This window comes from Streptomyces sp. 351MFTsu5.1 (assembly GCF_000383655.1).
Taxonomy (GTDB): domain Bacteria; phylum Actinomycetota; class Actinomycetes; order Streptomycetales; family Streptomycetaceae; genus Streptomyces; species Streptomyces griseorubiginosus.
The window spans coordinates 99,757-122,665 of the sequence record NZ_KB911781.1; the positions used below are offsets into that span (position 1 = coordinate 99,757).

General features: G+C 71.4%; 23 protein-coding genes and 1 pseudogene. 17 read left to right on the forward strand and 7 right to left on the reverse strand.

Features of this window, described 5'->3' with window-relative positions; all coding sequences use genetic code 11:
• Positions 1-19: 19 nt before the first annotated feature.
• The 3 genes and pseudogenes from H295_RS0117270 to H295_RS47965 form a co-directional block, all read right to left on the reverse strand.
• Positions 20-3,520, reverse strand: a complete 3,501-nt coding sequence (locus H295_RS0117270; RefSeq protein ID WP_020136587.1) for a S8 family peptidase — start codon at positions 3,518-3,520, stop codon at positions 20-22.
• Complete coding sequence (locus tag H295_RS0117275; protein WP_020136588.1) at positions 3,521-4,672, reverse strand: CU044_5270 family protein; 1,152 nt, start codon at positions 4,670-4,672, stop codon at positions 3,521-3,523.
• Positions 4,669-4,797 (reverse strand): annotated as a pseudogene (locus tag H295_RS47965) (RNA polymerase subunit sigma); the annotation flags it as partial. The pseudogene H295_RS47965 and the gene H295_RS0117275, both read right to left, overlap by 4 nt.
• Before the next feature lie 255 nt (positions 4,798-5,052).
• Here H295_RS47965 and H295_RS0117280 point away from each other — a divergent pair.
• The 8 genes from H295_RS0117280 (at position 5,053) to H295_RS0117315 (ending at position 10,388) form a co-directional block, all read left to right on the forward strand.
• Positions 5,053-5,454: a hypothetical protein gene (locus H295_RS0117280; protein WP_020136589.1), complete on the forward strand. Its 402-nt coding sequence runs from the start codon at positions 5,053-5,055 to the stop codon at positions 5,452-5,454.
• A gap of 53 nt (positions 5,455-5,507) precedes the next feature.
• Positions 5,508-6,302, forward strand: a complete 795-nt coding sequence (locus H295_RS0117285; RefSeq protein ID WP_234021629.1) for a leucine-rich repeat domain-containing protein — start codon at positions 5,508-5,510, stop codon at positions 6,300-6,302.
• 42 nt (positions 6,303-6,344) lie between these two features.
• Positions 6,345-7,007, forward strand: coding sequence for a hypothetical protein (locus H295_RS0117290; protein WP_020136591.1), 663 nt, complete (start codon positions 6,345-6,347; stop codon positions 7,005-7,007).
• Between the two features lie 75 nt (positions 7,008-7,082).
• On the forward strand, positions 7,083-8,180 hold the full coding sequence (locus tag H295_RS0117295) for an acyltransferase family protein (protein ID WP_020136592.1): 1,098 nt from the start codon (positions 7,083-7,085) through the stop codon (positions 8,178-8,180).
• Between the two features lie 156 nt (positions 8,181-8,336).
• On the forward strand, positions 8,337-8,675 hold the full coding sequence (locus H295_RS0117300; protein WP_020136593.1) for a hypothetical protein: 339 nt from the start codon (positions 8,337-8,339) through the stop codon (positions 8,673-8,675).
• A gap of 181 nt (positions 8,676-8,856) precedes the next feature.
• The gene (locus tag H295_RS0117305) at positions 8,857-9,366 is read left to right on the forward strand and encodes a SigE family RNA polymerase sigma factor (protein ID WP_020136594.1); all 510 of its coding nucleotides are present in this window, start codon (positions 8,857-8,859) and stop codon (positions 9,364-9,366) included.
• A gap of 8 nt (positions 9,367-9,374) precedes the next feature.
• The gene (locus H295_RS0117310; RefSeq protein ID WP_020136595.1) at positions 9,375-9,818 is read left to right on the forward strand and encodes a hypothetical protein; all 444 of its coding nucleotides are present in this window, start codon (positions 9,375-9,377) and stop codon (positions 9,816-9,818) included.
• A gap of 69 nt (positions 9,819-9,887) precedes the next feature.
• The gene (locus tag H295_RS0117315) at positions 9,888-10,388 is read left to right on the forward strand and encodes a peptidylprolyl isomerase (protein ID WP_020136596.1); all 501 of its coding nucleotides are present in this window, start codon (positions 9,888-9,890) and stop codon (positions 10,386-10,388) included.
• A 53-nt stretch (positions 10,389-10,441) separates the two neighbouring features.
• On the opposite strand, the gene H295_RS0117320 is transcribed toward H295_RS0117315, so the two are convergent.
• The gene (locus H295_RS0117320; RefSeq protein ID WP_020136597.1) at positions 10,442-11,500 is read right to left on the reverse strand and encodes a Ku protein; all 1,059 of its coding nucleotides are present in this window, start codon (positions 11,498-11,500) and stop codon (positions 10,442-10,444) included.
• Positions 11,501-11,554: 54 nt separating this feature from the next.
• Here H295_RS0117320 and ligD point away from each other — a divergent pair, with 54 nt between their 5' ends.
• On the forward strand, positions 11,555-12,436 hold the full coding sequence (gene ligD / locus H295_RS0117325; protein WP_020136598.1) for a non-homologous end-joining DNA ligase: 882 nt from the start codon (positions 11,555-11,557) through the stop codon (positions 12,434-12,436).
• A 234-nt stretch (positions 12,437-12,670) separates the two neighbouring features.
• Here ligD and H295_RS0117330 read toward each other — a convergent pair whose 3' ends face one another.
• Positions 12,671-13,474, reverse strand: coding sequence for a nuclease-related domain-containing protein (locus tag H295_RS0117330; RefSeq protein ID WP_020136599.1), 804 nt, complete (start codon positions 13,472-13,474; stop codon positions 12,671-12,673).
• A gap of 130 nt (positions 13,475-13,604) precedes the next feature.
• On the opposite strand from H295_RS0117330, the gene H295_RS0117335 reads away from it, so the two are divergent.
• From H295_RS0117335 to H295_RS0117365, 7 genes are all read left to right on the forward strand, one after another.
• Complete coding sequence (locus tag H295_RS0117335) at positions 13,605-14,111, forward strand: protein-tyrosine phosphatase family protein (RefSeq protein ID WP_028809452.1); 507 nt, start codon at positions 13,605-13,607, stop codon at positions 14,109-14,111.
• A gap of 91 nt (positions 14,112-14,202) precedes the next feature.
• On the forward strand, positions 14,203-14,946 hold the full coding sequence (locus H295_RS0117340) for a hypothetical protein (RefSeq protein WP_028809453.1): 744 nt from the start codon (positions 14,203-14,205) through the stop codon (positions 14,944-14,946).
• Positions 14,943-16,172, forward strand: coding sequence for a sensor histidine kinase (locus H295_RS0117345; protein WP_020136602.1), 1,230 nt, complete (start codon positions 14,943-14,945; stop codon positions 16,170-16,172). The genes H295_RS0117340 and H295_RS0117345 overlap by 4 nt, the downstream gene beginning before the upstream one ends.
• Before the next feature lie 177 nt (positions 16,173-16,349).
• Positions 16,350-16,742 (forward strand): SH3 domain-containing protein, encoded by a 393-nt coding sequence (locus H295_RS0117350; RefSeq protein WP_020136603.1) that lies wholly within the window; start codon positions 16,350-16,352, stop codon positions 16,740-16,742.
• A gap of 52 nt (positions 16,743-16,794) precedes the next feature.
• The gene (locus tag H295_RS0117355; protein WP_020136604.1) at positions 16,795-18,159 is read left to right on the forward strand and encodes an FtsW/RodA/SpoVE family cell cycle protein; all 1,365 of its coding nucleotides are present in this window, start codon (positions 16,795-16,797) and stop codon (positions 18,157-18,159) included.
• A gap of 17 nt (positions 18,160-18,176) precedes the next feature.
• On the forward strand, positions 18,177-19,640 hold the full coding sequence (locus H295_RS0117360) for a peptidoglycan D,D-transpeptidase FtsI family protein (protein WP_043217612.1): 1,464 nt from the start codon (positions 18,177-18,179) through the stop codon (positions 19,638-19,640).
• A gap of 82 nt (positions 19,641-19,722) precedes the next feature.
• The gene (locus H295_RS0117365; RefSeq protein WP_020136606.1) at positions 19,723-20,232 is read left to right on the forward strand and encodes a DUF3291 domain-containing protein; all 510 of its coding nucleotides are present in this window, start codon (positions 19,723-19,725) and stop codon (positions 20,230-20,232) included.
• 4 nt (positions 20,233-20,236) lie between these two features.
• Here H295_RS0117365 and H295_RS0117370 read toward each other — a convergent pair whose 3' ends face one another.
• Positions 20,237-21,070 (reverse strand): hypothetical protein, encoded by an 834-nt coding sequence (locus H295_RS0117370; protein ID WP_028809454.1) that lies wholly within the window; start codon positions 21,068-21,070, stop codon positions 20,237-20,239.
• A 162-nt stretch (positions 21,071-21,232) separates the two neighbouring features.
• Between H295_RS0117370 and H295_RS0117375 the strand changes: the two genes are divergently transcribed.
• Entirely contained in the window at positions 21,233-22,171 is a 939-nt protein-coding gene (locus tag H295_RS0117375; RefSeq protein WP_020136608.1) for an AurF N-oxygenase family protein, read from the forward strand.
• Between the two features lie 27 nt (positions 22,172-22,198).
• Here H295_RS0117375 and H295_RS0117380 read toward each other — a convergent pair whose 3' ends face one another.
• Positions 22,199-22,726 (reverse strand): GNAT family N-acetyltransferase, encoded by a 528-nt coding sequence (locus H295_RS0117380; RefSeq protein WP_020136609.1) that lies wholly within the window; start codon positions 22,724-22,726, stop codon positions 22,199-22,201.
• Positions 22,727-22,909 lie beyond the last annotated feature (183 nt).

Genomic DNA, 22,909 nt, shown 5'->3' on the forward strand with positions numbered 1-22,909 from the left:
GAGGAGCGTCCGGGCCCCGTCAGGTAAGGAGGTATGCCTTCAGGATCGTCACCGTGTAGGTGTTGCCGGTGGTGTCGGTCAGGGTGGATGTGAGGGAGACCGAGCGGGCGTTCTGCGGGTGGGTCAGGGTGAGGGTGCGTTTGCCTCGGGCTGTGGTCACCGGGGCGGGGGACCAGGTCTTGCCGGCGTCGTAGGAGACCTTCACCGTCAGGGATTTCAGGTGGGTGGCCGCCGGGCCCTGGAGGGAGAGGGGGATCGTGGTGCGGCGGCCCGCGGGGGCCGTGCCGGTCGGGGTCAGCTTCGGGTGGAAGCGGACCGTGGAGAGGGGCAGGGGGCCGGCGTCGGACGGGGTGGATGTGAAGGTCCAGGCCGCTGTCAACCGGCTCGTGGTGGTGGCTACCGACGGCGGGCGGGTCAGGTTCGTTCGGATCGTGTAACGGGCCGGGGCGGACGGAAGCTTCTCCAGGGTCTGGCAGAGGTCGCCGTCGTTGTCGAGCAGGGTGCTGCCGTCCGCGGTGACCGTGGTGTGGCGCTTCGCTGTGGAGTAGGCGGGGTGTCCGGCACCGTCGGCGAGGTCGGGGAGGCACAGGTCGAGCGTGTCGCCGTCGCGCTGTGCGCCGTACGGGCCGCCGGTGAGCGGGCTGAAGACACCGACGTTGTAAGTGGCCGCGTAGGTCCGGCCCGCCTGGTACGACCTCGCGCTCTCCGTGCCGTAGAAGACGTCGTCGTCTCCGGAGGCGTTTCGCTGGCCCAGGTTGGCCGCCCACTTGAAGCCCTTGGGCGTGGTGACGTAGATCTTCGCGGTCGTCGGCAGCGGGAAGGGGTCGCTCACCGTGCCCAGCGACAGGGTGGGGCCGCTCCACAGGACGTTGACGATGCCCTTGCTGTGCGCGACGGACGAGCCGAAGTTTCGCTTCAGCAGGGCCAGTTCGTTCATGCGCGTGGTGTGCCGGTAGCCGGTGGGGAAGCGGTCGGGCAGGTTGTGGAGCAGGTGGTAGCTGGTGCTGCCCTTCTGCCACAGGCCGCCGAGCTGCGTGCTGAGCCTCCCGGCCGGGGCGGTCGGTCCCAGGGTCGCGGTGCGGAGGTTGTTGAACGCTCCCCAGAACAGGGTGCTGTTGTGCGGTCCGCCCCCGGTGCCCCCGGTGCTCCCGGTGTCCCCGGTGCCCACGGCCAGGTTGAGCTGGCCGTCGGACATCTTCGCGCCCTGCGGTGCGGTGATCCCGACCGGCTTCGCCTTGCGTGCGTCGAAGACGACCGTGGTGTCCCGGGTGAGGGAGAGTCGGGGCCGGACCAGCGCGGAGGTGCCCCCGGCGTCGGCCAGCACGGTGTCCACGACGTAGTCGCCGCGCGGGACCCGCACCCGGTACACGCCCTTGGAGATCTGCTGGTAGTCCGCGAGGTTCGTGGTCCAGTACGTGCCCGAGTACCCGAGGATCTCGGTCAGCGGAGCGCTCACAGGCTTGCCGCCACGGTCGAGGAACTTCAGGGTGAGGTCGTATGCCTCGGCCTCGCGTACGACGCCGAAGGCGGTCCGTACGGCAGTGCGGTCGGCCGCCGCAGGTTCCGCGGCCGAGGGGTCGGCGCCGTTCCGCGCGGTGGCGAGCAGCGTGCCCGAGTAGGCGCCGTCCGCCGCCTGGACGCGGGTGTCCGTGGTGAGGTCGACGCCGGCGGTGCCGCCCGCCGGGACGGTGAGCTGAGGGGTGCTCAGCGTGAACATGCCTTCGGGGGCCGTGCTGCCTCCGGGGCCGCTCGCGGTGGCCGTCAGGTCCAGGGTGACGGGGTGGTCGCCGTCGTTGCGGTAGGTGATGTGCTGGGTGACCGGCCGGTCGTCGGTGTGGGGCCACAGCTGCTTGCCGAAGGACACGGAGGTCTGTTCGCTCGCCACCGCCGCCTCCAGTGCCCGGGACACGTCGAGCCGGCCCGTCCCCTGCTGGTAGCCGGTCGCGCCGGTGGTCGGGGTGGTGGACGCGGTGAGCGCCTGCTTGATCCGTGCTCCGGTCCAGTCGGGGTGCCGCTGCGCGAGGATCGCGGCCGCCCCCGCGGCATGCGGCGTCGCCATCGACGTACCGGACATGGAGACATAGCCGTCGGCGGCCGGGTCGCCCATGTGGCCGTGCGCCGCCCTCGCCGAGACGATGTCCACGCCCGGCGCCGTGAGGTCCGGTTTCAGCGCGCTGTCGGCGGTCGGGCCGGTGCTGGAGAAGTCGGCCATCCGGTCCTCGCCGTCGACGGCGCCCACGGTGAGCGCCGACTCCGCGGCCCCCGGGGAGCCGACGGTTCCCGCGTCGGGGCCCTCGTTGCCGGCCGCGGCGACGGTGAGCATGCCGGTGCTCTTCGAGAGGGCGTTCACCGCCGCCTCGACCGGGTCCTCCCCCGGGGTGTCCTCCTGGCCCAGGCTGAGGTTGGCCACCTTGGCGCCCTGCCCGGCGGCCCACTCCAGGCCGGCGATGACGCTGGAGTCGCTGCCCTCGCCGCTGTCGTCCAGCACCTTGGCGTTGAGGATCCCGGCTCCAGGCGCGACGCCCTTGTACCGGCCGCCGGACCGTTCACCGGAGCCCGCCAGCGTCGCGGCCACATGGGTGCCGTGTCCGGCCATGTCGTCGGTGCTGCCGGTGGCGGTGAAGTTCTTCGAGGCCTTCACCGCCGCGGCGAGGTCCGGGTGGGTGGTGTCGATTCCGGTGTCCAGGACGGCGACCTTGACGCCCTTGCCGTCGTATCCGGCGGCCCAGGCGGCCGGGGCGCCGATCTGCGCGACGCCGCCGCCCGGCTCCTCGTCCGCGCCGCCGGTCCCCCCGTCGACCTTCCCATCAGCCCTCCCGTCGGCCTTCCCGTCAGCCCTCCCGTCCGTCTCCACGGACTTCGCGCCGTCTTCGGCCGCCGGTGCCTTGAAGCGGCCGTCCAGCCAGACCCGCGCGACTCCCTGCTCCTCGGTGAGGGCCTGCCACATGTCGTCCGCCCCGGCCTTGGGTACGGTGATCGCGGCGCCCGCCACGCTGGGCAGCTCCCGGCGCACAGTGGCGTCCGCGTCCGCGACCAGTGACTTCTGGGTGCTCCTGCGCTGGGCGGACCTGCCCTCGTACGACACGATCAGCGGGAGCGTGCCGCGCCGGGTGTCGTCGTAGCCGGCCCGTATCAGGCCGCTGACGTCGAACAGCCGCATGTCCAGGACGCCTTGGCCGATCAGGGCGGCGGCGTCGGCGGGGACGACGTACTGATCGTCCCCGACGCCGCGCACGGACACGGGGACGTGCTCACGGCCCGGTGCCCGCCGTACGCCCGTCACCCGGCCCCGGGCGTCCAGCAGGACCCGGTCGCCGGTGAGGAGGGTGACGTACCGGCCGGCCGCGGAGGGGGAGCCGGCGGTCCGCGCGCCGAGGGCGGGGCTGCCGGGCGCCGCGACGGTGGCGGTGCCCTGCGTCCGTACGCCGAGGCCGGAGCCCGTGGCCGCCACCGAGACGCCCGTCATCAGCCCCGCCACCAGCAGGGCGGCCAGCGAGGCGGTTGTGGTTCTGTCGCGCATTCAGCTCACCTGCCCGGGGACCTGCTGGGCGGCGTCGACGACCGCGCGCTCGGTGATCGCGCTGGTGAACGTGACGGTGCCGACCTTGAGGGGACTGTCCGCCGTGGCCTTGACCACCACGACGCGCTCGCCGAGGAACTGCAGCGTCTTCTTGTCGAAGATCCACTCGGTGCGCTCGCCGTCGGTGTCGTTCTGCCGGGCGATCGCGACCCCGTGCCGGCCCGTGGCGTCGACCGCGTCATCCACCGAGACGACTCCGGGGATCTTGGCCGCGGCCTTGTAGAGGGCGGCGCCGACCTCGGCGGGCGGGTAGCTCTCGGTCAGCAGATCGCCGATCGCGACGAAGGCGGCCTGGTCGCGCGGGACTTCGGGGTCCCGGTTGGCATCCGACGCACGGTAGATGCGTCGCAGCAGCGCGTCGGGGTCGGTCGGCAGCGCGGCCAGGGCGTCGTAGGCGCCGCTGAACGGGGTGTCGCTCTTCAGGGTGATGCTCTTGTCGCTGGTCTCGCCGGCCTCGATCAGCCAGCCGTCCCTGCCGTCGAGGGAGTTCCAGACCTGGCGGGAGTGCAGTTCGCTGCTGACCCCCTCGTGCTTGTCGCCGTCGGCCTTGATGTAGCTGTCGGCCACCTTCGAGGCGATGTAGATGTACTGGCCCCTGTGCGGGGTGGGCACGGAGGTGTCGGCGGCGGCCAGGGAGATGCGGTCGAGGAGCTGGGGGGCGCCCTTGGGGTCGGCGACGCCGATCGTGGTGGTCAGGGCGGGGCCGGTGGCCAGGGCGGTCCTGCCGTCGTCGGTTCCGCCGTCGGTTCCGCCGTCGGTTCCGTGGCCGGTGAGGGCGAGGCCGCCGGCGACCGCGCCGGTCAGGGCGAGGGCCGCGGCGGGCAGGAGGATCGTGCGGCGCAGGAACGGGTTGGAGCGCTTCACGGGGGCGACCGGGGAGATGGCGGATGTACGGGAGGGGGTGGCGGACGTATGGGAGGAGGTGGCGGACGTATGGGACGCGGTGCGGAGGTCTTCGTGGATTCGGGCCATCATCTGCTCCTTGTGGAACTGGTGGCGGCCCGCCGGCAGATCCCGCTCGGTGGAGGGCAGCAGACTCTGCGTCTCCGTCCACTCGGCCGGGTGGGGCCGGTGGGAGGGGCTGGCGTTCATCGGTTTCCTTCCTGTGCGGACCGGACCGCGTATCCGCGATCACCTGTTATCTGCCGGTTCGTGCGGGTGAGTTCCCGTTTTTCTTCGAGCAGTTGCGCGTCGGCGAGCTTGCGCAGCTTGGAGCGGACGGTGCCGCCACGCCTCCATCCATCTCCGGTCACGTCTTGAACTGACGTACGGTGAGGGCGAGTTCCGGTGAGACACGTCACGCCGTCGCACAGGTGGCCGGGGTGGTGACCGCACGAGGCCCCGCTTCCGTTGGGGCTGTCAACAGTGCTGATCTGCAGGAAGGCGTACATGTCCGCGTCGTCTACCTGAGAGTGTCGTGAGAGCGTGGCTCTTTGTTCCGGGCGACGGCCCGGGTGAGGAAGAGGGTCTGGGTGAGCGTGGTCTGGGCGGCGACGGCGCCGGATTCGGAGCCGTTCCATCTGGTGGAGAGACGTTCCGAGGTGAAGGATCTTGCGGACCGCTTCAGCGACCTGCGTGCTCTTGGTCAGGGGTATGTAGAGGTTCGGTCGTCGGACCAGGAGTTCCCGGTCCTCACCCTGGCCTTCCGGGAAGACCATGCCGTGGTCCATCTGATGCATGACCGCGAGCGGATTTCTCTGCTCGTGGGAGACGGCACCGTGCCCCCGGAAGCCGAGGTCGACGTGCCGGTCATGGAGGAACTCGCCGTGTTCACGGGCGACTTCGTCCTCGAGACCGATCGGGCGTGGGAGTTGGTGCTCGACTTCACGCAGACGTGGGCGGTCGGTCCTCTGGGTGAGTGGTGGGAGTTGTAGCGAGCCGAGTGACACGGCTGCGCCGGCGCACGCCGTCTCCCTATCGTTGCGCCATGACAGACGAACAGTCACCCCCGCGGCTCTTCCCGAACCGGTTTCCCGAGGCGGTGGACTCCCGGACCGGGGTGCCGCAGGACGACTGCGACTGTTTCAGCCAGGTGCACGGGAGTCCGCCCGGTGCTACGACGTCCTTCCACGCCGATGTGCAGGACACCACCGCCCCGGGCTGGCTCACGCTGCTCGAGATGATCGACGCGGCGGTGGCCGACGGGCGGGAGGAGTTCCGTCCGCTGCCGGAGCTGAGTCCCGAGGAGCGGCGGCAGATCGTGACCCTGCCGGCGTCGATCGGGCGGCTGACAGCGGTGCGGAGCCTTGTCCTGTACGGAAGCAACCTGGTGCGCGTACCTCCGGAGATCGGCGGCATGACGAACCTGGAGGAGTTCAGCCCCTACACCTCCCGGCGACTGCACTGGTTCCCGTACGAACTCACGCGGTGCGCTCGGCTGGCCGCCAGCACGGTGAGTACGCGCTCGATCTACGGCAACTACAAGTACCGGCCGCCGTTCCCGCGGCTTCTCCCGCCCGGCGACACCGTCCTGGACGTCGGAAACCTGGATCCCGCCCGTTGGGGCACCACGGCCGCCCTCACGTGCAGTGTCTGCGACGGGCCGATCCCGGTGACGGGCCCGCACCAGGCGTGGCTCTCGCGGACGGTGGCGACCGACGTTCTGCCGCTCCTGGTCAACGCCTGCTCCCAGGCCTGCCTCGACGCCCTGCCCGCCGGGGCGAAGGGCCACCTCCCCGCGCCTCATCGCGGAGGTGTGATCGAACAGCCTCCACCGCGTTGACCGTCGGCACCCGTTGTCAGTGGTGTGCGCTTCTATGGACGGGTGACCGTTCATGATGTTGCCCGGAAGTTGCCCGAGATCGCTGTCCTCCGTGAGCACTGCCGTGCGTTGGCCGTGCTGGAGGCCGGGCTGAGTCCCGAGTGGGGAGATCGGTACCACTCATTCGACGCGCACTGGTCCGAGGGCGAGGCCATGGCCTCGATGCGGAACGGATCCGGTGACGAGTACTCCATAGTCTTCTCGGCCGCCGGAGTCTTCGTCCGGGGGTTCGATCATGAGTCGCCCATGAGCCCCTACGCGGAGGACGGGCCCTGGCCCGGTGTGCTCGACGACGTCCCCGATGTCTTCAAGGCGTACGTCGAGGAGCCCGCGTTCTGTGACGACGGCATGCCGCGCGTCACCGCGTGCATATGGCGTGAGGTGGGAGACGACGGCTGGCGGACGGGGGCCATCGACTTCCCCGATGGGCAGACGGACGACCCGGACGGTGCCGACTATCTCTTCCAGCTGCTGGTGGACCGGTCCCCTGAGGCCTTTCAGGAGTGGGCCGAGGACTACTACGAGGTTCCGGTCGATCTGGAGGCGGTCCGGCATGTCATGTCCTTGCGTCCGCTGACCGAGGACGTGGTCCGCGCGCTGAACCCGGAGATCGGCCTCGCCGACCTCGTGGACGACATCGCGCAGACCGGCTGTCCGGTGAGCTGAGGCGCCGAGGCGCCCAACGGGCCGGGAACGGATTTTCTACGTTTGGGACCCGTCGTGTGCGGTGAGGCGGCCAGGATGCGTGAGCGAACGGGCACAGCCGAGTCAACGGGCACAGCCGAGTCCCGGCACAGACCTGCGGTCAAGCGTGCCGAGGACGGGCGGGACGCCTTCTTCGACAACGTCAAGTATCTGGCGATCGTGCTGGTCGCCGTGGGGCACGCGTGGGAGCCGTTGCGGGAGGGGAGCCGGGCGGTCTCTGCGCTGTACTTGCTGGTGTACGCCTTTCACATGCCGGCCTTCATCGTCGTGTCCGGGTACTTCTCGCGGAACTTCGACGCCAGTCCCGGGCGGTTGCGCCGGCTGGTGGGCGGGCTCGTCGTGCCGTACGTCGTGTTCGAGACGGCCTACACCTTCTTCACCCGATGGACCGACCAGGATCCGGGGCGGGCTGTCAGCCTGCTGGACCCGCTGTATCTGACGTGGTTCCTGGTGGCCCTGTTCGTGTGGCGGCTGACCACTCCGCTGTGGCAGCGGGTGCGGCAGCCGGTGGCGGTCGCGCTGGCCGTGGCCATGCTCGCCACCCTCACGCCCTCCATCGGTGACGACCTCGACCTCCAGCGGGTGCTCCAGTTCCTCCCCTACTTCGTGCTGGGGCTCTGCCTGCGGCCCGAGCACTTCCAGCTGGTCCGGCGACGGGCCGTACGGATCGCCGCCGGGCCCGTCTTCGTCGTCGCGCTCGGCCTGGCGTACTGGGCCGTGCCGCGGATGAGCGGGGCATGGTTCTACCACCGGGACAGCGCCCAGGAGCTGGGCGGGCCCGCCTGGTCGGGGCCGGTGATGACGCTGGTCGCCTTCGGGTGCTCGCTGGTCCTGGTCGCGTGCTTCCTCGCGCTGGTGCCGGGGCGGCGGACCTGGTTCACCGTGCTGGGCGCCGGCACGCTCTACGGCTATCTCCTGCACGGCTTCCTCGTCCAGGGCGCCCGCTTCTGGGGCTGGTACGGGCCCGCCTGGGTGCACCGGCCGCTCGGTGTGGTGCTGGCCGCCCTCGTCGCCGGCGCCGTCGTGACGGTGCTGTGCACTCCGCCCGTCCGGCGTGCCCTCCGGTACGTCGTGGAGCCGGAGCTGCGGTGGGCCTTCCGGCGGGATGCGGCGGTGCAGCCGGCGCGTGGTTGAGGGGAGTCGGCCGGTCGGCGACGGGGTGTCCCGTGCTGTCGCCGACCGGCCCTGGGCGCTCGCCCTTCCGCGGGCTACTTCGACGGCCGGTCGGGGACCGCGGGTACGGGGCTCGGGACCGTCGAGGGCCGCTGGCTCGGCACCACTGTCGGCACCGTGCTCGGCCCGGTCCGCGGGACGGAGGGCACGGGGCTCGGCACGGTTGCCGGGACCGACGGCACCGGACTCGGCCCCGTCCCCGGGACGGACGGCACCGGACTCGGCTGGGACGGCCTCGTGCTCGCCACGGGTGACGTCACGGGCGACGGGACCGCGGAGGGCACGGCCGAGGGCTCCGCGGGCGGTACCGCCGAGGGCACCGTGGACGCCACGGGCGTCGGCTTCGTCGCGGGTGAGCCCGTCGCCGCGCCCGCGACGGCTGCCCAGCCCGCCACGGCCACGGCACCTCCCGCGGCGACGGCGATCAGGAGACGGCGGGTGGGCCGGACGGCATGACGGTTCATCAGGATCACTCCTCGGTGGTCGGGTCGGTTGCGTGAGAGGAGTACGGGGCACCGCCCGGGACGGGTTGCACGCGCCGGCCCGGAAAGTTTTCCTGCCCGAGCGTGCAACCCCGCCGGGCTCTTCGCCGTACCTCTGAAGGACAGGTGCGATCGGTACGGCGGAGGGGCGGCGGGTGCGGGAAGCAGTCCGGGAGCGGGAGTTCCGGGAGTTCGCCGAGGCCAGGCAGGGGCAGCTCAGGCGCAGCGCGTATCTGCTGTGCGGGGACTGGCACCAGGCCCAGGACCTGACCCAGACGACCCTGATGAAGCTCTACGCCTCCTGGGGCCGGGTCCGCCGTGACGGCAATGTCGACGCGTACGCCCGTACGATCCTCACCCGCGCCTTCATCGACCAGTACCGCAAACGGAGTTGGCGGGAGGAGCCGGTGGACGAGGTGCCCGAGCCGGCCTCCGCCGAGCCGGTGACTCCGGAGCTGCGGCTGGTGATGCAGGCCGCGCTGATGGAACTGCCGCCCCGCTACCGGGCGGTGCTGGTACTGCGGTTCTGGGAGGACTGGAGCGTGGAGCAGACCGCCGAGGCGCTGCGGGTGACCCCGGGCACGGTCAAGAGCCAGAGCGCGCGCGGGCTGGTCCGGTTGCGCGGGCTGGTCGAGGGCCTGGCCGGCGAGACGAGTGGGAGGTGAGGGGGGAGATGTCCGACGGGTACGGCGAGCACGGACAGCGCGGCAGGTACGAGGAGGAGGGCAGCTCCGCGCGCGGTGCCTTCGAGGTCATCCTCGACGGTTCGCGGGAGCCGGTCCTTCCCAGCGTCATCGACGCGGCGGTCGTGGGCGGCCGACGGATCCGACGTCGTCGTACGGCGGTCTCGGGCGCCGTGGGGGTCCTGGCGGCGGCCGTTCTCGCGGCGGGGGTGGTGGCCTCCCTGCCCGGTACGGGGCCCGACCGCTCCTCGGTGCCGATGGCCCCGTCGAGCGGCCGCCCGAGCGGTTCACCGAGTGTTTCTCCGAGCGGTTCCGCGAGCGGTTCTCCCACCGGTGCCGCGGGCCCGGTGTCGCCGTGGCCGTCGACGGTGCCCTCCCCGGGGGCGGCCGTTCCGACGCCGTCGAACCTGCCCCGGAGCGGGAGCGTTCCCTGACGTCGGCGGCACCGGAGGGCCGTGTGACAAGATGCTTCGGTCATGCCCCACCAGAAAGGGACGATTCCCATGTCCAGGGTCGAGCTGACCACCAACTTCGGCCGTATCGTCCTCGAGCTGGCCGACGCCGAGGCGCCCAAGACGGTCGAGAACTTCCTGACGTACGTCGGCAACGGGCACTACGACGGCACGATCTTCCACCGGGTGATCAACGGCTTCATGGTCCAGGGCGGTGGCTTCACCGCGGACATGGTGCAGAAGCCCACGCTCGCGCCGGTCCCGAACGAGGCCGACAACGGTCTGAAGAACACCGCGTACACCGTGGCGATGGCGCGCACCAGCGACCCGCACTCGGCGACCGCCCAGTTCTTCATCAACGTCTCGGACAACGAGTTCCTCAACTTCACGGCCAAGAGCCCGAACGGCTGGGGTTACACGGTGTTCGGCAAGGTGGCCGAGGGCCAGGACGTCGTCGACCAGATCAAGGGCGTACGGACCGGCAGCAGCCGCGGTCACGGTGACGTGCCGACGGAGCCGGTGGTCATCGAGTCCGCGAAGGTCGTCGGCTGACCGACTTCTTTCGATGCTGACCTGCGCGGCGCCGGGCACCGGCACCGCGCAGGTCACGCGGACCGCTTCCGGGCGGTCGTCTTCTTCGCCGCCGTCTTCTTGGCGCTCGTCGCCTTCTTCGCCGACGCCGACGTCGATGCCGTCTTCTTCGTCCCCTGTGACGACCCGGCCGTCGATTTCGCCGACGTCTTCGCCGTCGACTCCTTGGCCGCGGCCGTCTTCTTCGCCGGTGCGGCCTTCGTCGTCGACTTCTTGCCGCCGGTCTGCTTCGGGGCCGCCCGTGCCGACTTCCGCTGCGGCAGCTGTCTGACCTCGCCCGGCTCCTCGCCGCGCGACTCCTTCGCCTCCCGCACGCTCTTTTCCAGCGCGGCCATGAGGTCGAGCACCTTGCCGCTGCGGGCCGGTTCCGGGGCCTCCGGCGGGGCCTCCCCCGCGGCCTTCGCGGCGACGACCTCCTCCAGAGCCTCGCGGTACTCGTCGTGCAGTTCGTCCAGCTCGATCTCGCCGAGGGTGTCCATCAGGGCGTCGGCCAGGTCGAGTTCCTTGTCGCTGACGGTGACCTTGGTGTCGGGGGCGAGTCCCTCGGGTGCGCGGACCTCGTCCGGCCACAGCAGTCCGTGCAGGGCGATGGCGTCCTCCACCACCCGCAGCATCCCGAGCCGTTCCCGGCCGCGCAGCGCGAACTTGGCGATGGCGACCTTGTTGCTGCGCTTGAGCGCCTCCCTCAGGAGGGTGTACGGCTTGGCCGCGGGGGCGCCGCCCGCCTGGAGGTAGTACGCGGCGTCCATCTGGAGCGGGTCGATCCGGTCGGCCGGCACGAAGGCGACGATCTCGATGGTCTTCGCCGTCGGGAGCGGCAGGTGGGCCAGGTCCTCGTCGGTGATCGGGATGATCGTGCCGTCCGCGTCCTCGTAGCCCTTGCCGATCTCCGACTGGGCGATCTCGCGGTCCTCCAGTTCGCAGACCTTGCGGTAGCGGACCCGGCCGCCGTCCTCGGTGTGGATCTGGCGGAAGGAGATCGAGTGGCTCTCGGTGGCGTTGACCAGCTTGATGGGGATGCTGACCAGGCCGAACGAGATGGCGCCGTTCCATATGGATCTCACCGGCAGCACCCTCCCTGCGGGTATTGAGGCGTTTTATACCGTTATGCGTGAGATTCTCATCGTATGACGCCGATCACCGAGGTGGAGGGGCGACGGCTCGCGCTCAGCAATCTGGAGAAGGTGCTGTATCCGGCCACCGGCTTCACCAAGGGCGAGCTGCTGCACTACTACGCCACCACCGCCGACGTCCTCCTCCCCCATCTGCGTGGCCGTGCGGTCTCCTTCCTGCGCTATCCGGACGGGCCCGGGGGGCAGGTGTTCTTCACCAAGAACGTCCCTCCGGGTACGCCCGACTGGGTCACCACGGCGGAGGTGCCGCGGTCCGAGGGGCCGGCCCGGATGGTGCTGGTCCAGGATCTGGCGAGCCTGATGTGGGCGGCGAACCTGGTCACGGAGTTCCACACCCACCAGTGGCTGGTCGACGCGCCCGAGGAGGCCGACCGGCTGGTCCTCGACCTCGATCCGGGGGCGCCGGCGACGATCGTCGAGTGCTGTGAGGTCGCGCTCTGGCTCCGGGAGCGGCTGGCTTCCGACGGGATCGAGGCGTATCCGAAGACCGCGGGGTCGAAGGGGCTGCATCTGCTGGCGGCGGTGCGGGGGGCGTCGTCCGATCAGGTGTCGGAGTACGCGAAGCAGCTGGCTGTGGAGGCGGAGCGGGCTCTGCCGCGGCTGGCTCTGCACCGGATGACGCGGAGTCTGCGGGCGGGGAAGGTTTTCGTGGACTGGAGCCAGAACGCTGCGCGGAAGACCACGGCTGCTCCGTACACGTTGCGGGCTCGGGAGCGGCCGTGGGTGTCCGCGCCGGTCACGTGGGGCGAGGTCGAGGGGTGTGGGGCGCCGGGGGGGCTGGCGTTCGAGGCGGGGGACATGGGGGCTCGGTTGCAGGATTACGGGGATCTGCTGGCTCCGCTGGTGGAGGGTGGGCGGGCGTCTCGGTTGCCGTGAGTGTGCCTACGGGGGTGCCGGGTGCGGTTCGCGGGCGGGTGCGGGTGCGTTGTGGCTGGTCGCGCAGTTCCCCGCGCCCCCGCTGCGCTCGGCTTGGGCCGGGCGCCTATCGGGGTGCCGGGTTCGGTTGTGTGGCGGGTGCTGGTGCGTTGTGGCTGGTCGCGCAATTCCCCGCGCCCCTGGGGGGCTCACCCGCACCTGTGACCCCGAGCCCCCTGAGTCATCCCGCCCGCCTCAGACCCTCCCCCACATACGCCGGTCCCTGGCCATCGCGTGCAGCGCCTCCACATCCGCCGGCTTCAGGACTCCGCCCTCTCGGGACAGAGTCGGCAGGTCGGTGTCGGTGGTGATGCGGAGGTCCCGGGGCGGGAGGGTGACCGTGATGTCGGAGGGGGACACCAGGGCCAGGACCGGGTGGACCTCGGCCGTCAGGGCGTAGGAGGCGCGGGCGGCGTCGGCTCGGACGCGGTGGAGCAGGGGGTGGGGGTCCCGGCGGCCCAGGGTGACCATCGGGTCGGCGACCGTGACCCGCTGCTTGCGGGCGTACAGCGCGTGGACGGCGTACAGGCCGCCGGGGCCGATCACCAGGTGGTGGACGCGGTCGCCGCCGGGCAGCGGCACGGAGTGCAGGGTGTGCCAGCCCGCCCCGTCGAGGCGGTCCAGCGCCTCGCCCACCGTCTGTTCGGCCTCCAGGGCGCGTCGACGGGGGTCGCGGCGGAGCCGGTGCCCGGGCCCCGGCTCGCGGTCCAGGGCGATCTGGAGGGCCTCGCCGGGACGGTTCGGGGCCAGGTCGTCGTCCGGGTGGAGGGTCAGCCGGGCCAGTTCCGCCGGCGTCGGCACCGGGGGCGGGCCCACGGCCACCGGGCCGGTGAGGAAGGGCCCGAGGGCGTCCAGGACATCCTCTCTGCGATCCTCGCTCAGCAGGTTGATCCGGGCGGCCTCACGGTCGTACCAGGCGATGTTCCTGCCGTCCGTGAGGCAGACGTAGAGCCGCTCCTGACCATGGCGCCAGGTCGGTACGACGCGCAGTCCGCTCATGCACCATCACCCCACGGACCATGGGAACAGGCGGGGTGCTGCGCAGGCAAGAAGCCGGTTACCTTTGGGGTGAGTCGCAGTGAGTTGCCGTGAGGTGCAGGGCTTGGCGCAGGGGCTTGGGGAGGCGCTGTTGCGAACCCGCAGGAAGCAACCCGATGTACCGGCTCCGGAGCGGGCGTGGAACGAGATCGTGCCCGGGCTGTGGATGGGCGGTCACGAGTTCCAGGGCCTGTCCGGACAGCGGGAGTTCGCCGTCGTACGGGACGAGTTCGATGTCGTGCAGTCGCTGCTCAGACTGCCGGGGCACGGTCCCGATCCCGGTGTGGAGCACCATGTGTGGCCGATTCCGGACGGCCCGCTGGACGGCACCCAGCTCGCGGGCGTGATGCGGCTGGCGCAGGCCGCGAACGACGCACTGGACGAGGGCCGCAAGGTCCTCGTCCGCTGTTACCACGGCTACAACCGCTCGGGGCTGGTCGTCGCGCACGCCCTGGTCCGCCGGGGACAGACGGTCGACGAGGCGATCCGGCTGATCCGTGGCCGGCGCTCGCCGTGGGCGCTGCACAACGACCTGTTCGTGGAGTACCTCCAGGCCGGGCTGTCGACGGCCCGGCTGCTGGAGGAGCTGACGGAGTAGGGCGGCCCGGACCCGCGGAACGCAAAAAGGACTTCCACACGAATAAGGTGGTCAGGCCCACGCATACCCCCACCCGGACCCCTGGAGCACAGTGCCACCCGCCCGCCGCGCGCCCCGTGCCGTCGCCGTAGCCGTCGCAGGCCTGCTGAGCGCGGCCGTGGCGGGCTGTGGTGACGCGGGCGACCTGGTGGGGGCGGGCTCCACGCCGACCGCGATCAGTCCGGACCGGCTGTGGCCGCAGCTGACGCCCGCCTCCAGCCCCGCCTTCGAGGTCGGGGAGGTCGAGTCGGAGGTGGTGGCAGGCGTCTCCGTGCCCCATGACGACATCCGGCGGGTGGACCCGGTCGCCGTCGTACGCGCCGAGATCAAGGAGGACCGGAGCGACTACGAGACCGGGGGGTACGTCGAGACGCTCCGCCGGATGGCGGACTGCGGCAAGCAGGGGGCGGCCGGGAAGAAGTGCCCCGTCCTGGAGCCGTACTACCGCGACCTCACCGGCGACGGGCGGGCCGACCTCACGCTGGGCTTCCGGCAGCTGCCCGGGAACGTCACCGCCGTGCGGGTCTACACCGTCGAGAAGCACCGGCTCGTGCGGGTCATGCACTGGGAGGACGCCGTCAGCGGGGTCGAGCTGGCCGGGCACTCCGTGATCATCCGTTCGCCGTCCGAGGTGGCCGGGTACGAGTACCGGCTCCAGTGGACCTGGGACCCGCAGCAGAAGTCGATGCTCCTGACGCACGACGAGATGCTGCGCTCCGGGCCGGACGGACCCTCGCCCCGCCCGTCGGCGAGCGGGGAACGGCGTTCGCCCGGCCCCTCCGCGAGCGCGCGATGAGACTCCCCCGCTGGTCCGGCACGCTGGCCGTGAAGGCGGCCGTGTTCATCACCGTGATGTGCTGTGCCCTCGCCGCGCTGCTCGGTGTGCTGGTGCATGTCTCGGTGACCAACCAGACCGTCGGCGAGGCCCGTGAGCTGGCCCTGAGCCGGCTGCGGGACGCGACGGCGGCGTACGAGGCCGGGGACACCCTGAAGTGGGACGCGTGGGTGGATCCGCCGGACCTGCCCGGGTCGTTGCGGGCGCTGGCGGTCGCCGGGGACCGGGGCACGATGGTCGGCGTGCACGGCGGGCGTCCCACGATGTGGGCGGCCGGTCCGGTGGACGGGGGCCGGGCGCTGGCCGTGGAGGTCGACTACTCGCAGGGTGCCCGCACGATCGCGGGGCTCGACCGGGCGATCCTGTGGTCGTCGGGTCTCGCGATCACGGCGACGCTGCTGGTGGGGGCGTTCGCGGTGACCCGGGTGACGAGACGGCTGGACACGACCGCCCGGGTGGCCCGGCGGATCAGCGCGGGCGACCTCGACGCGCGGGTCGACGACCCCCTCACGAAGGATGTCTCGCGGCCGCAGGACGAGGTGGCCGCGGTGGCCGCCGCGCTGGACACCATGGCGGCCTCCCTCCAGGGGAAGCTGCTGAGCGAGCAGCGGTTCACCGCGGACGTGGCGCACGAGCTGCGTACCCCGCTGACCGGGCTGCACGCGGCCGCCGAGCTGCTTCCGCCGGGGCGGCCCACGGAGCTGGTGCGGGACCGGGTGGGGGCGTTGCGGACGCTGACGGAGGATCTGCTGGAGATCTCCCGGCTGGACACCGGCCGGGAGACGGTCGAACTGGACACCGAGCCGTTGGGGGCGCTGGCCGAGCGGGTGGTGCGGGCGTCGGGGACGGAGACCGAGGTCGTCGTACGGCGGGATGTCGCCGTGGAGACGGACCGGCGGCGGCTGGAGCGGGTGCTGGGGAATCTGGTGGCCAATGCGCATCGGCACGGGCGGGGGCCGGTGTCCCTGACGGTCGACGGGCCTGTGGTGACCGTGCGGGATCACGGGGACGGGTTTCCGGAGTACCTGGTCGAGCACGGGCCGCAGCGGTTCCGTACGGAGGGCGGGGCGCGGGGGCACGGGCTGGGGTTGACCATCGCGGTGGGGCAGGCGGAGGTTCTGGGGGCTCGGCTGTCGTTCTCGAATGCAGTCGATGGTGGGGCGGTCGCGACGTTGGTGCTGGGGTGAGTGGTCGGCCGCGGGTTCGATGTGGCTGGTCGCGCCCACGCGGCGGAGCCGCATATCGACACAGCCCCGCGCCCCTGAGTGGGTTCCCCTATGGCCCATTTGAAAAGGCGACCTCCGTTCACGCCTCCTAACGTGGCGAACAGTCAGGTTTGTCGCTCCTCCCACGGAGGTCTCCCCATGTCCCTGCGCTCGCGCTTCTCCATAGCCGTCACCGCCGGTGCCCTCGCCGTCTCCGCCCTCGCCGTGCCCGCTGCCGTCGCCGACGACTGGGACGGCCCCGCCTCGACGAGTCACCAGAGCCAGAACCCGAACCAGGGGCAGAACCACACCGACCAGCGGCTGTACCGAGGCGTCGTGACGGCCAGTTCGCTCGCCCTGCGCAGCGCGCCGAACCGCGGCGGGCAGATCATCCGCTGGGCCGAGCGGGGCGAGGTGGTCAGCATCTTCTGCAAGACCAACGGCCAGAACGTCCAGGGCAACCGCCAGTGGTACCTGCTCACCGACGGCACCTGGGCCTGGGGTTCGGCCCGGTACATCCGGGACCTCGGAACCTCGCCACGCTGGTGCTGACACCCCGCGGAAACAGCGCAGACAACCCGTGATATTTGGGTAAGTTCCGGACATGACCAAGGCCGGAACCACCGTGGCCCCACCCGCGGACACCCCCGCTTCCGCGGTACGCCTGCCCCGGCGCCGCGGCATCGAACTGGCCCTCATCGTCCTCGCCGTCCTGCTCTGCGTGTACGGCTACTGCGCTGTCGGCCTCGCCCGGCACGGCACCGTCCCGCCCGGCGCCGCCGGTTACGGCGCCGGGCTCGGCGTGCTGGCGCTCCTCGCGCACCTCGCCGTCCGGCTGCGGGCGCCGGACGCCGATCCGCTGCTGCTGCCGATCGGGGTGCTGCTCAACGGCCTGGGCCTGGTACTGATCTACCGACTGGACCTGGAGACGCCCGGCGACCGTGCGGCCCCCACCCAGCTGGTGTGGTCCACGGTGGGGGTGGCCCTGTTCATCGTGGTGGTGCTGGCGCTGCGCGACCACCGGGTGCTCCAGCGCTACGCGTACGTCTGTGTGGCCGCCGCGCTGGTCCTGCTGACCCTGCCGATCCTGTTCCCCTCGGTGAACGGCGCCCGCATCTGGATCCGGATCGCCGGATTCTCCATCCAGCCGGGCGAGTTCGCGAAGGTGCTGCTCGCGGTGTTCTTCGCCGCCTACCTGGCCGCCAACCGCAACGCGCTGGCCTTCGCCGGGCGCCGGTTCTGGAAGCTGCAGCTGCCCACCGGGCGGGTCCTCGGGCCCGTGCTCGCGATCTGGCTGATCAGCGTGGGCGTGCTGGTCCTCGAACGGGACCTCGGGACCTCGCTGTTGTTCTTCGGACTGTTCGTGGTGCTCCTCTACGTCGCCACCGGGCTCAGCGGCTGGATCGCACTGGGGCTGCTGCTGGCCGCCGTCGGTGCCTTCGCCGTGGGCTGGCTGGAGCCGCATGTGCACACCAGGGTGGAGGACTGGCTGCACCCTTTCGCGTCGATCGAGGCGGGCCTGGGCCCGAACCAGCTCGCCCAGTCCCTGTTCTCCTTCGCGGCGGGCGGGGTGCTCGGCACCGGGCTCGGGCTCGGGCACTCCGTCCTGATCGGTTTCGCCGCGAAGTCCGACTTCATCCTGGCGACGGCGGGCGAGGAGTTGGGCCTCGCCGGCCTGTCCGCGATCTTCCTGCTGTACGCCCTGCTCGTGGAGCGCGGCTACCGGGCCGGGCTGTCCCTGCGCGACCCGTTCGGGCGGCTCCTCGCGACCGGGCTCGCCTCGATCGTGGCGCTCCAGGTGTTCGTCATCGCGGGCGGGGTGGGCGGACTGATCCCGCTCACCGGCATGGCGATGCCGTTCCTGGCGCAGGGCGGCTCGTCGGTCGTCACCAACTGGGCGATCGTCGCGCTGCTGATCCGGGTGAGCGACTCGGCCCGCCGCCAGTACGACGGGACGGAGGCCCCATGAGCACGCACGGTCCCGGCATGGCCCGCTACATCCGGCACGCGGCCTGTTTCTGCGCCCTGCTGCTGGTGGCGCTCCTCGTCAACGCCGCCCGCGTCCAGGTCTTCGAGGCGGCCGCCCACGACGACAACCCGGCCAACCGCCGTGAGGTCATCGCCCGTTACGGTCTGCGGCGCGGCGACATCCTGGTCGACGGGCGGCGGGTCACCGGTTCCCGGGACACCGGGGAGCAGCTGCGCTACGAACGGACGTACGCCGACGGGCCGTTGTTCGCTCCGGTGACCGGCTTCGCCTCGCAGGAGTACGGCACGACCCTGCTCGAGCACACCGAGGACGGGGTCCTGTCCGGCTCGGACCCGCTGCTGACGCCGTTCGCGCTGTGGAACGACTTCACGAGGCGGCGCAACCCGGGCGGGGACGTCGTCACCACGATCGACGGGGCCGCGCAGCAGGCGGCCTTCCGCGGGCTCGCCGGGCGCAAGGGCGCGGTGGCGGCCGTGGAGCCGGCGACGGGGCGGATCCTGGCGCTGGTGTCCTCGCCGTCGTACGACCCGGAGGTGCTGTCGGGCAACGACCCGGGGGTGGGCCGGTCCTGGGCCCGGCTCAACGCGGACCGGGAGAAGCCGATGCTCAACCGGGCGGTACGGCAGACCTATCCGCCGGGTTCGACGTTCAAGGTGGTCACGGCGGCCGCGGCCCTCGACGCGGGGGTCGTGACGGACCTGGACGCGCCGACGGACTCGCCCGCGCCGTACCGTCTGCCCGGCACCCGGACCTCGCTGACCAACGAGTCGGACGGCTGCGAGGACCTCTCGCTGCGGGAGGCGTTCCGGTGGTCGTGCAACACGGTGTTCGCCAAGCTCGGGGTGGACGTGGGGGTCGGGGACATGACGGCCACCGCGCACGCCTTCGGCTTCAACGACTATGCGCTGCGGATCCCGTTCTCGGTGGCCCGGTCCACCTTCGATCCCACCGTCGACAAGGCGCAGCTGGCGCTGTCGTCGATCGGCCAGTACAACACCCGGGCGACCCCGCTCCAGATGGCGATGGTCTCGGCGGCCGTCGCCAACGGCGGTCAGCTGCGGACGCCGTACCTGGTGGAGCGGACCACGACGAGCCGCGGCACGACCGTGACGACGGCGGGCCCGCGGCCGGTGCGGCAGGTGATGTACCCGTCCACGGCCGCGCAGCTGAGGGAGCTCATGACGCAGGTGGTCACGGAGGGCACCGGCACCAACGCGGCCATCCCGGGGGCCGTCGTCGGCGGCAAGACGGGCACCGCCCAGCACGGCATCGGCAACGCGGGGACGCCGTACGCCTGGTTCGTGTCCTGGGCGCAGGGGGACCGCGACATGGAGCCGAAGGTCGCGGTGGCGGTGGTGGTGGAGGACGCGGCGGCCGACCGCGGGGAGATCACCGGGGGCGGGGTGGCGGCGCCGATCGCGCGGGCGGTGATGGAGGCGGTGCTCAACTCCAAGGAGTAGATCGAGGAGCGAGGCGGTGCTCCCCTCCAAGGGGTGAGACGGGGATTGAGGCGGCGCGAGACACCGACCTAACGTTCGGTCCATGACTCACGCCGCCCCGTACCAACTCGCCCAGGTGAACATCGGACGACTCAAAGCCCCGCTGGATTCCGCGCAGTTGAAGGACTTCGTCGACAACCTCGACCCCGTGAACGCCGACGCGGACGCGGCCGACGGGTTCGTCTGGCGGCTGGAGGACGAGACCGGGGACGCGACGGACATCGCCGTGTTCGGTGACGAGTGGCTGATCATCAACATGTCGGTGTGGCGGGACGCGGAGGCGCTGAAGGCGTACATGTACCAGGGCCGGCACCGCGAGATGCTGGCCCGCCGGAGGGAGTTCTTCGAGCGGGTCCAGGAGGCGATGGTGGCCCTGTGGTGGGTCCCGACGGGCCACCGCCCCACGGTCGCCGAGGCGGAGTCCCGCCTGCTGCACCTGCGGGCGAACGGGCCGACTCCGTACGCCTTCACCCTGCGCAGTCTCTTCCCGGCCCAGGGCACCGAGCCGGCGGTCGCCCTGGAGCTCCCGGACGACCTGGGCTGCTCGGTCTAAACCATCAGCCGATCGGCTTCCGCATCTCCGAGCGGACCTGGAGGGTGGTCGCCGCCAACTTGTCCAGGTCCACGTCAGCGGGGTCCTGGGTCATCGTGGAGGCCCTGAGCTCGCCAACCGACGCGCCCGTGTTGGCGTCCGTCCACGCACAGACGGGGACGGTCATGTCCGTGCCGCTCTGGGTCTTGGTGAGGACCTCGCAGGTGACGGTGACACCGCCGGAGCCGTCCGGATGGAAGTCCTGCGGCGCCAGGGCGACCTTGGTGCCCTGGCCCTTGCCCGCCCCCTTCATAATGTTGTTCCGCGTCGCCTCGGGGTCCTTGAACCGCCCGTACATGCCCGACACCACGAGCGAGGCCTCCGTGGTGTTGCCGGCCGAGCTGTACTGCCCGACCACGACTCCGTCGACCTTGGCCTGCGAGTAGCCCTTCGCCGCGTCCATGATCTTCTGCCCCTCGGAGTCCGAGTAGTCCTGGGCTAGTTCGTAGCGGCCGATCAGCAGGGTCCTGGGAAGGGACAGGGTGTACTCGGCTGCCGGGTAACCGGCGTTCTTCGCCGCCGACTGGAGCAGGGCGTACCCCACGACGATCAGCACGACCAGGCCGACGACTCCGCCGACACCCCCGACCACCAGCCCGCGCCGCCGCTTCGGCGGGGGCGGCGGGGCCATCGGGGGCGCGCCCCAGCCGTAGCCGGCAGCCGGCTGCGGTGGGGGGTACGGGGTGCCGTACGGCGGCTGCGGCTGCGGCTGTCCGTAGGGGCCGGTGGCGTACGGGTTCTGGGAACCGTAGGGATTCGGCGCACCGTAGGGACTCTGGGGTGGTGGAGGCGTGGACACGTCAGAACACTACTGGAGGTTGGAGTTGCCCAGGTGGCGGGCCTCAGGCGCCTGCCAGTGAGGGTCCCCATGTCCCGCATGGCCGCCCCTTCGTAGACGCGGGGTCAACAAGTCGTGCGCAGGGGATTGACGGGCTTGCTGACAAGCAGTCTCATAAGTGCCATGACGAGTCTGACAGAAGTCGACGCGCTCGCTGGGCTGCGTGACGCGCTCGGTCTGCTCAAGGACCGGGAGCAGGTGGCCGAGCGGCTGCTCGACTCTTCCGCGAAGCACTCCTTCGACCCGGACGAGGAACTGGACTGGGACGCGCCCTTCGAGGAGGGCAAGTGGTTCTGGCCGCCGGAACTGGTCTCGCTCTACGACACCCCGATGTGGAAGCGGATGAGCGAGGAGCAGCGCATCCTGCTGTCCCAGCACGAGGCCGCGGCGCTCGCCTCGCTCGGCATCTGGTTCGAGATCATCCTCATGCAGCTGCTGTGCCGGCACATCTACGACAAGGCGGCGACGAGCGCCCATGTGCGGTACGCGCTCACCGAGATCGAGGACGAGTGCCGGCACTCGAAGATGTTCGCGCGGCTGATCACCCGGGGCGGGACGCCCTGGTACCCGGTGAGCCGGGGTCATCAGCAGCTGGGCCGGCTGTTCAAGACGATCTCCACGACACCGGGTTCCTTCACCGCGACGCTGCTCGGCGAGGAGGTCCTCGACTGGATGCAGCGGCTGACCTTCCCCGACGAGCGGGTCCAGCCCCTGGTCAGGGGCGTGACGCGGATCCATGTGGTGGAGGAGGCGCGCCATGTGCGGTACGCCCGCGAGGAGCTGCGGCGCCAGATGCTGACCGCCCCGCGGTGGTCGCAGGAGTTCACCCGGGTCACCTCCGGCGAGTTCGCCAGGGTGTTCTCGGTGGCCTTCGTGAACCCGGAGGTCTACACGAACCTCGGCCTCGACCGGCGGGAGGCGCTGGCCCAGGTGAAGGCGAGCGGGCACCGCAAGGAGGTCATGCAGACCGGTGCGAAGAGGCTGACCGACTTCCTGGACGACATCGGCGTGCTGCGGGGAGTCGGGCGACGGCTGTGGAAGTCGTCCGGGTTGCTGGCCTGAGGGTCGGGCGGGCGCCGGCCGGGCTGCTCAGCGGTGGCCGTCGCCCGCCCGCTCCCCCGCCCTGAGTGTCAGGTCGCGCCGGTACCAGGTGCCGTGCTTGCCGCCGAGGTCGGCAGGACCGGCCGGGCCCGCCGCGAGGAAACCGGCCTTGGTCAGGACCTTCCTGGACGCGATGTTCTGGTGGGCGACGGCCGCCCGCAGGGTGCGCAGGCCGTACGCGGCCGGCGCCCGTCGGCACAGGTCCCGTACGGTCGCGGTCGCCACTCCGCGGCCGGTCACGTGCTGGGCGACCCGGTAGCCGAGCTCCGCCGTACCGTCCTCGATGTCGAGCAGGTTGAACCTGCCGAGCACCGAGCCGTCCTCGTCGACGAGCACGTGGAAGGCGCAGACACCGGCCTCCTGCTCGGCCAGCAGGGCCGCGAACCGGCCGGTGAAGCACTCGAAGAAGGCGTCGCCCCGGTCGGAGACCGAGGCCGCGAAGTACGCGCGATTGGCCAGCTCGAAGGCCAGGACGGCCGGGGCGTGACGGGCATCCAACCGCTTCAGCTGGGGCACGGCCCGACCGTATCCGGGGGAAGGGCACGGCGGCCACCGGGTTTCCCAACCATGCGCCGGGCATCGGATTCCGGTCGCACGCCAAGCACCGGGTCCGGGCCACGCACCCCACACCTGCCAACACATTCCCGGCCGCGAGCCGGGCACCGGGTTCCCGGCCCCACGCCGGCCACCGGGGTCTCC

Bases quoted from the DNA above. Each gene is read 5' to 3' on its own strand.
- H295_RS0117345 (WP_020136602.1), top strand. From the start codon at position 14,943: ATGAGACTCCCCCGCTGGTCCGGCACGCTGGCCGTGAAGGCGGCCGTG.
- H295_RS0117270 (WP_020136587.1), bottom strand. From the start codon at position 3,520: ATGCGCGACAGAACCACAACCGCCTCGCTGGCCGCCCTGCTGGTGGCG.
- H295_RS0117310 (WP_020136595.1), top strand. From the start codon at position 9,375: ATGTCCGACGGGTACGGCGAGCACGGACAGCGCGGCAGGTACGAGGAG.
- H295_RS0117315 (WP_020136596.1), top strand. From the start codon at position 9,888: ATGTCCAGGGTCGAGCTGACCACCAACTTCGGCCGTATCGTCCTCGAG.
- H295_RS0117285 (WP_234021629.1), top strand. From the start codon at position 5,508: ATGACAGACGAACAGTCACCCCCGCGGCTCTTCCCGAACCGGTTTCCC.
- H295_RS0117330 (WP_020136599.1), bottom strand. From the start codon at position 13,474: ATGAGCGGACTGCGCGTCGTACCGACCTGGCGCCATGGTCAGGAGCGG.
- H295_RS0117365 (WP_020136606.1), top strand. From the start codon at position 19,723: ATGACTCACGCCGCCCCGTACCAACTCGCCCAGGTGAACATCGGACGA.
- H295_RS0117275 (WP_020136588.1), bottom strand. From the start codon at position 4,672: ATGAACGCCAGCCCCTCCCACCGGCCCCACCCGGCCGAGTGGACGGAG.
- H295_RS0117350 (WP_020136603.1), top strand. From the start codon at position 16,350: ATGTCCCTGCGCTCGCGCTTCTCCATAGCCGTCACCGCCGGTGCCCTC.
- H295_RS0117375 (WP_020136608.1), top strand. From the start codon at position 21,233: ATGACGAGTCTGACAGAAGTCGACGCGCTCGCTGGGCTGCGTGACGCG.
- H295_RS0117295 (WP_020136592.1), top strand. From the start codon at position 7,083: ATGCGTGAGCGAACGGGCACAGCCGAGTCAACGGGCACAGCCGAGTCC.
- H295_RS0117360 (WP_043217612.1), top strand. From the start codon at position 18,177: ATGGCCCGCTACATCCGGCACGCGGCCTGTTTCTGCGCCCTGCTGCTG.
- ligD (WP_020136598.1), top strand. From the start codon at position 11,555: ATGACGCCGATCACCGAGGTGGAGGGGCGACGGCTCGCGCTCAGCAAT.
- H295_RS0117355 (WP_020136604.1), top strand. From the start codon at position 16,795: ATGACCAAGGCCGGAACCACCGTGGCCCCACCCGCGGACACCCCCGCT.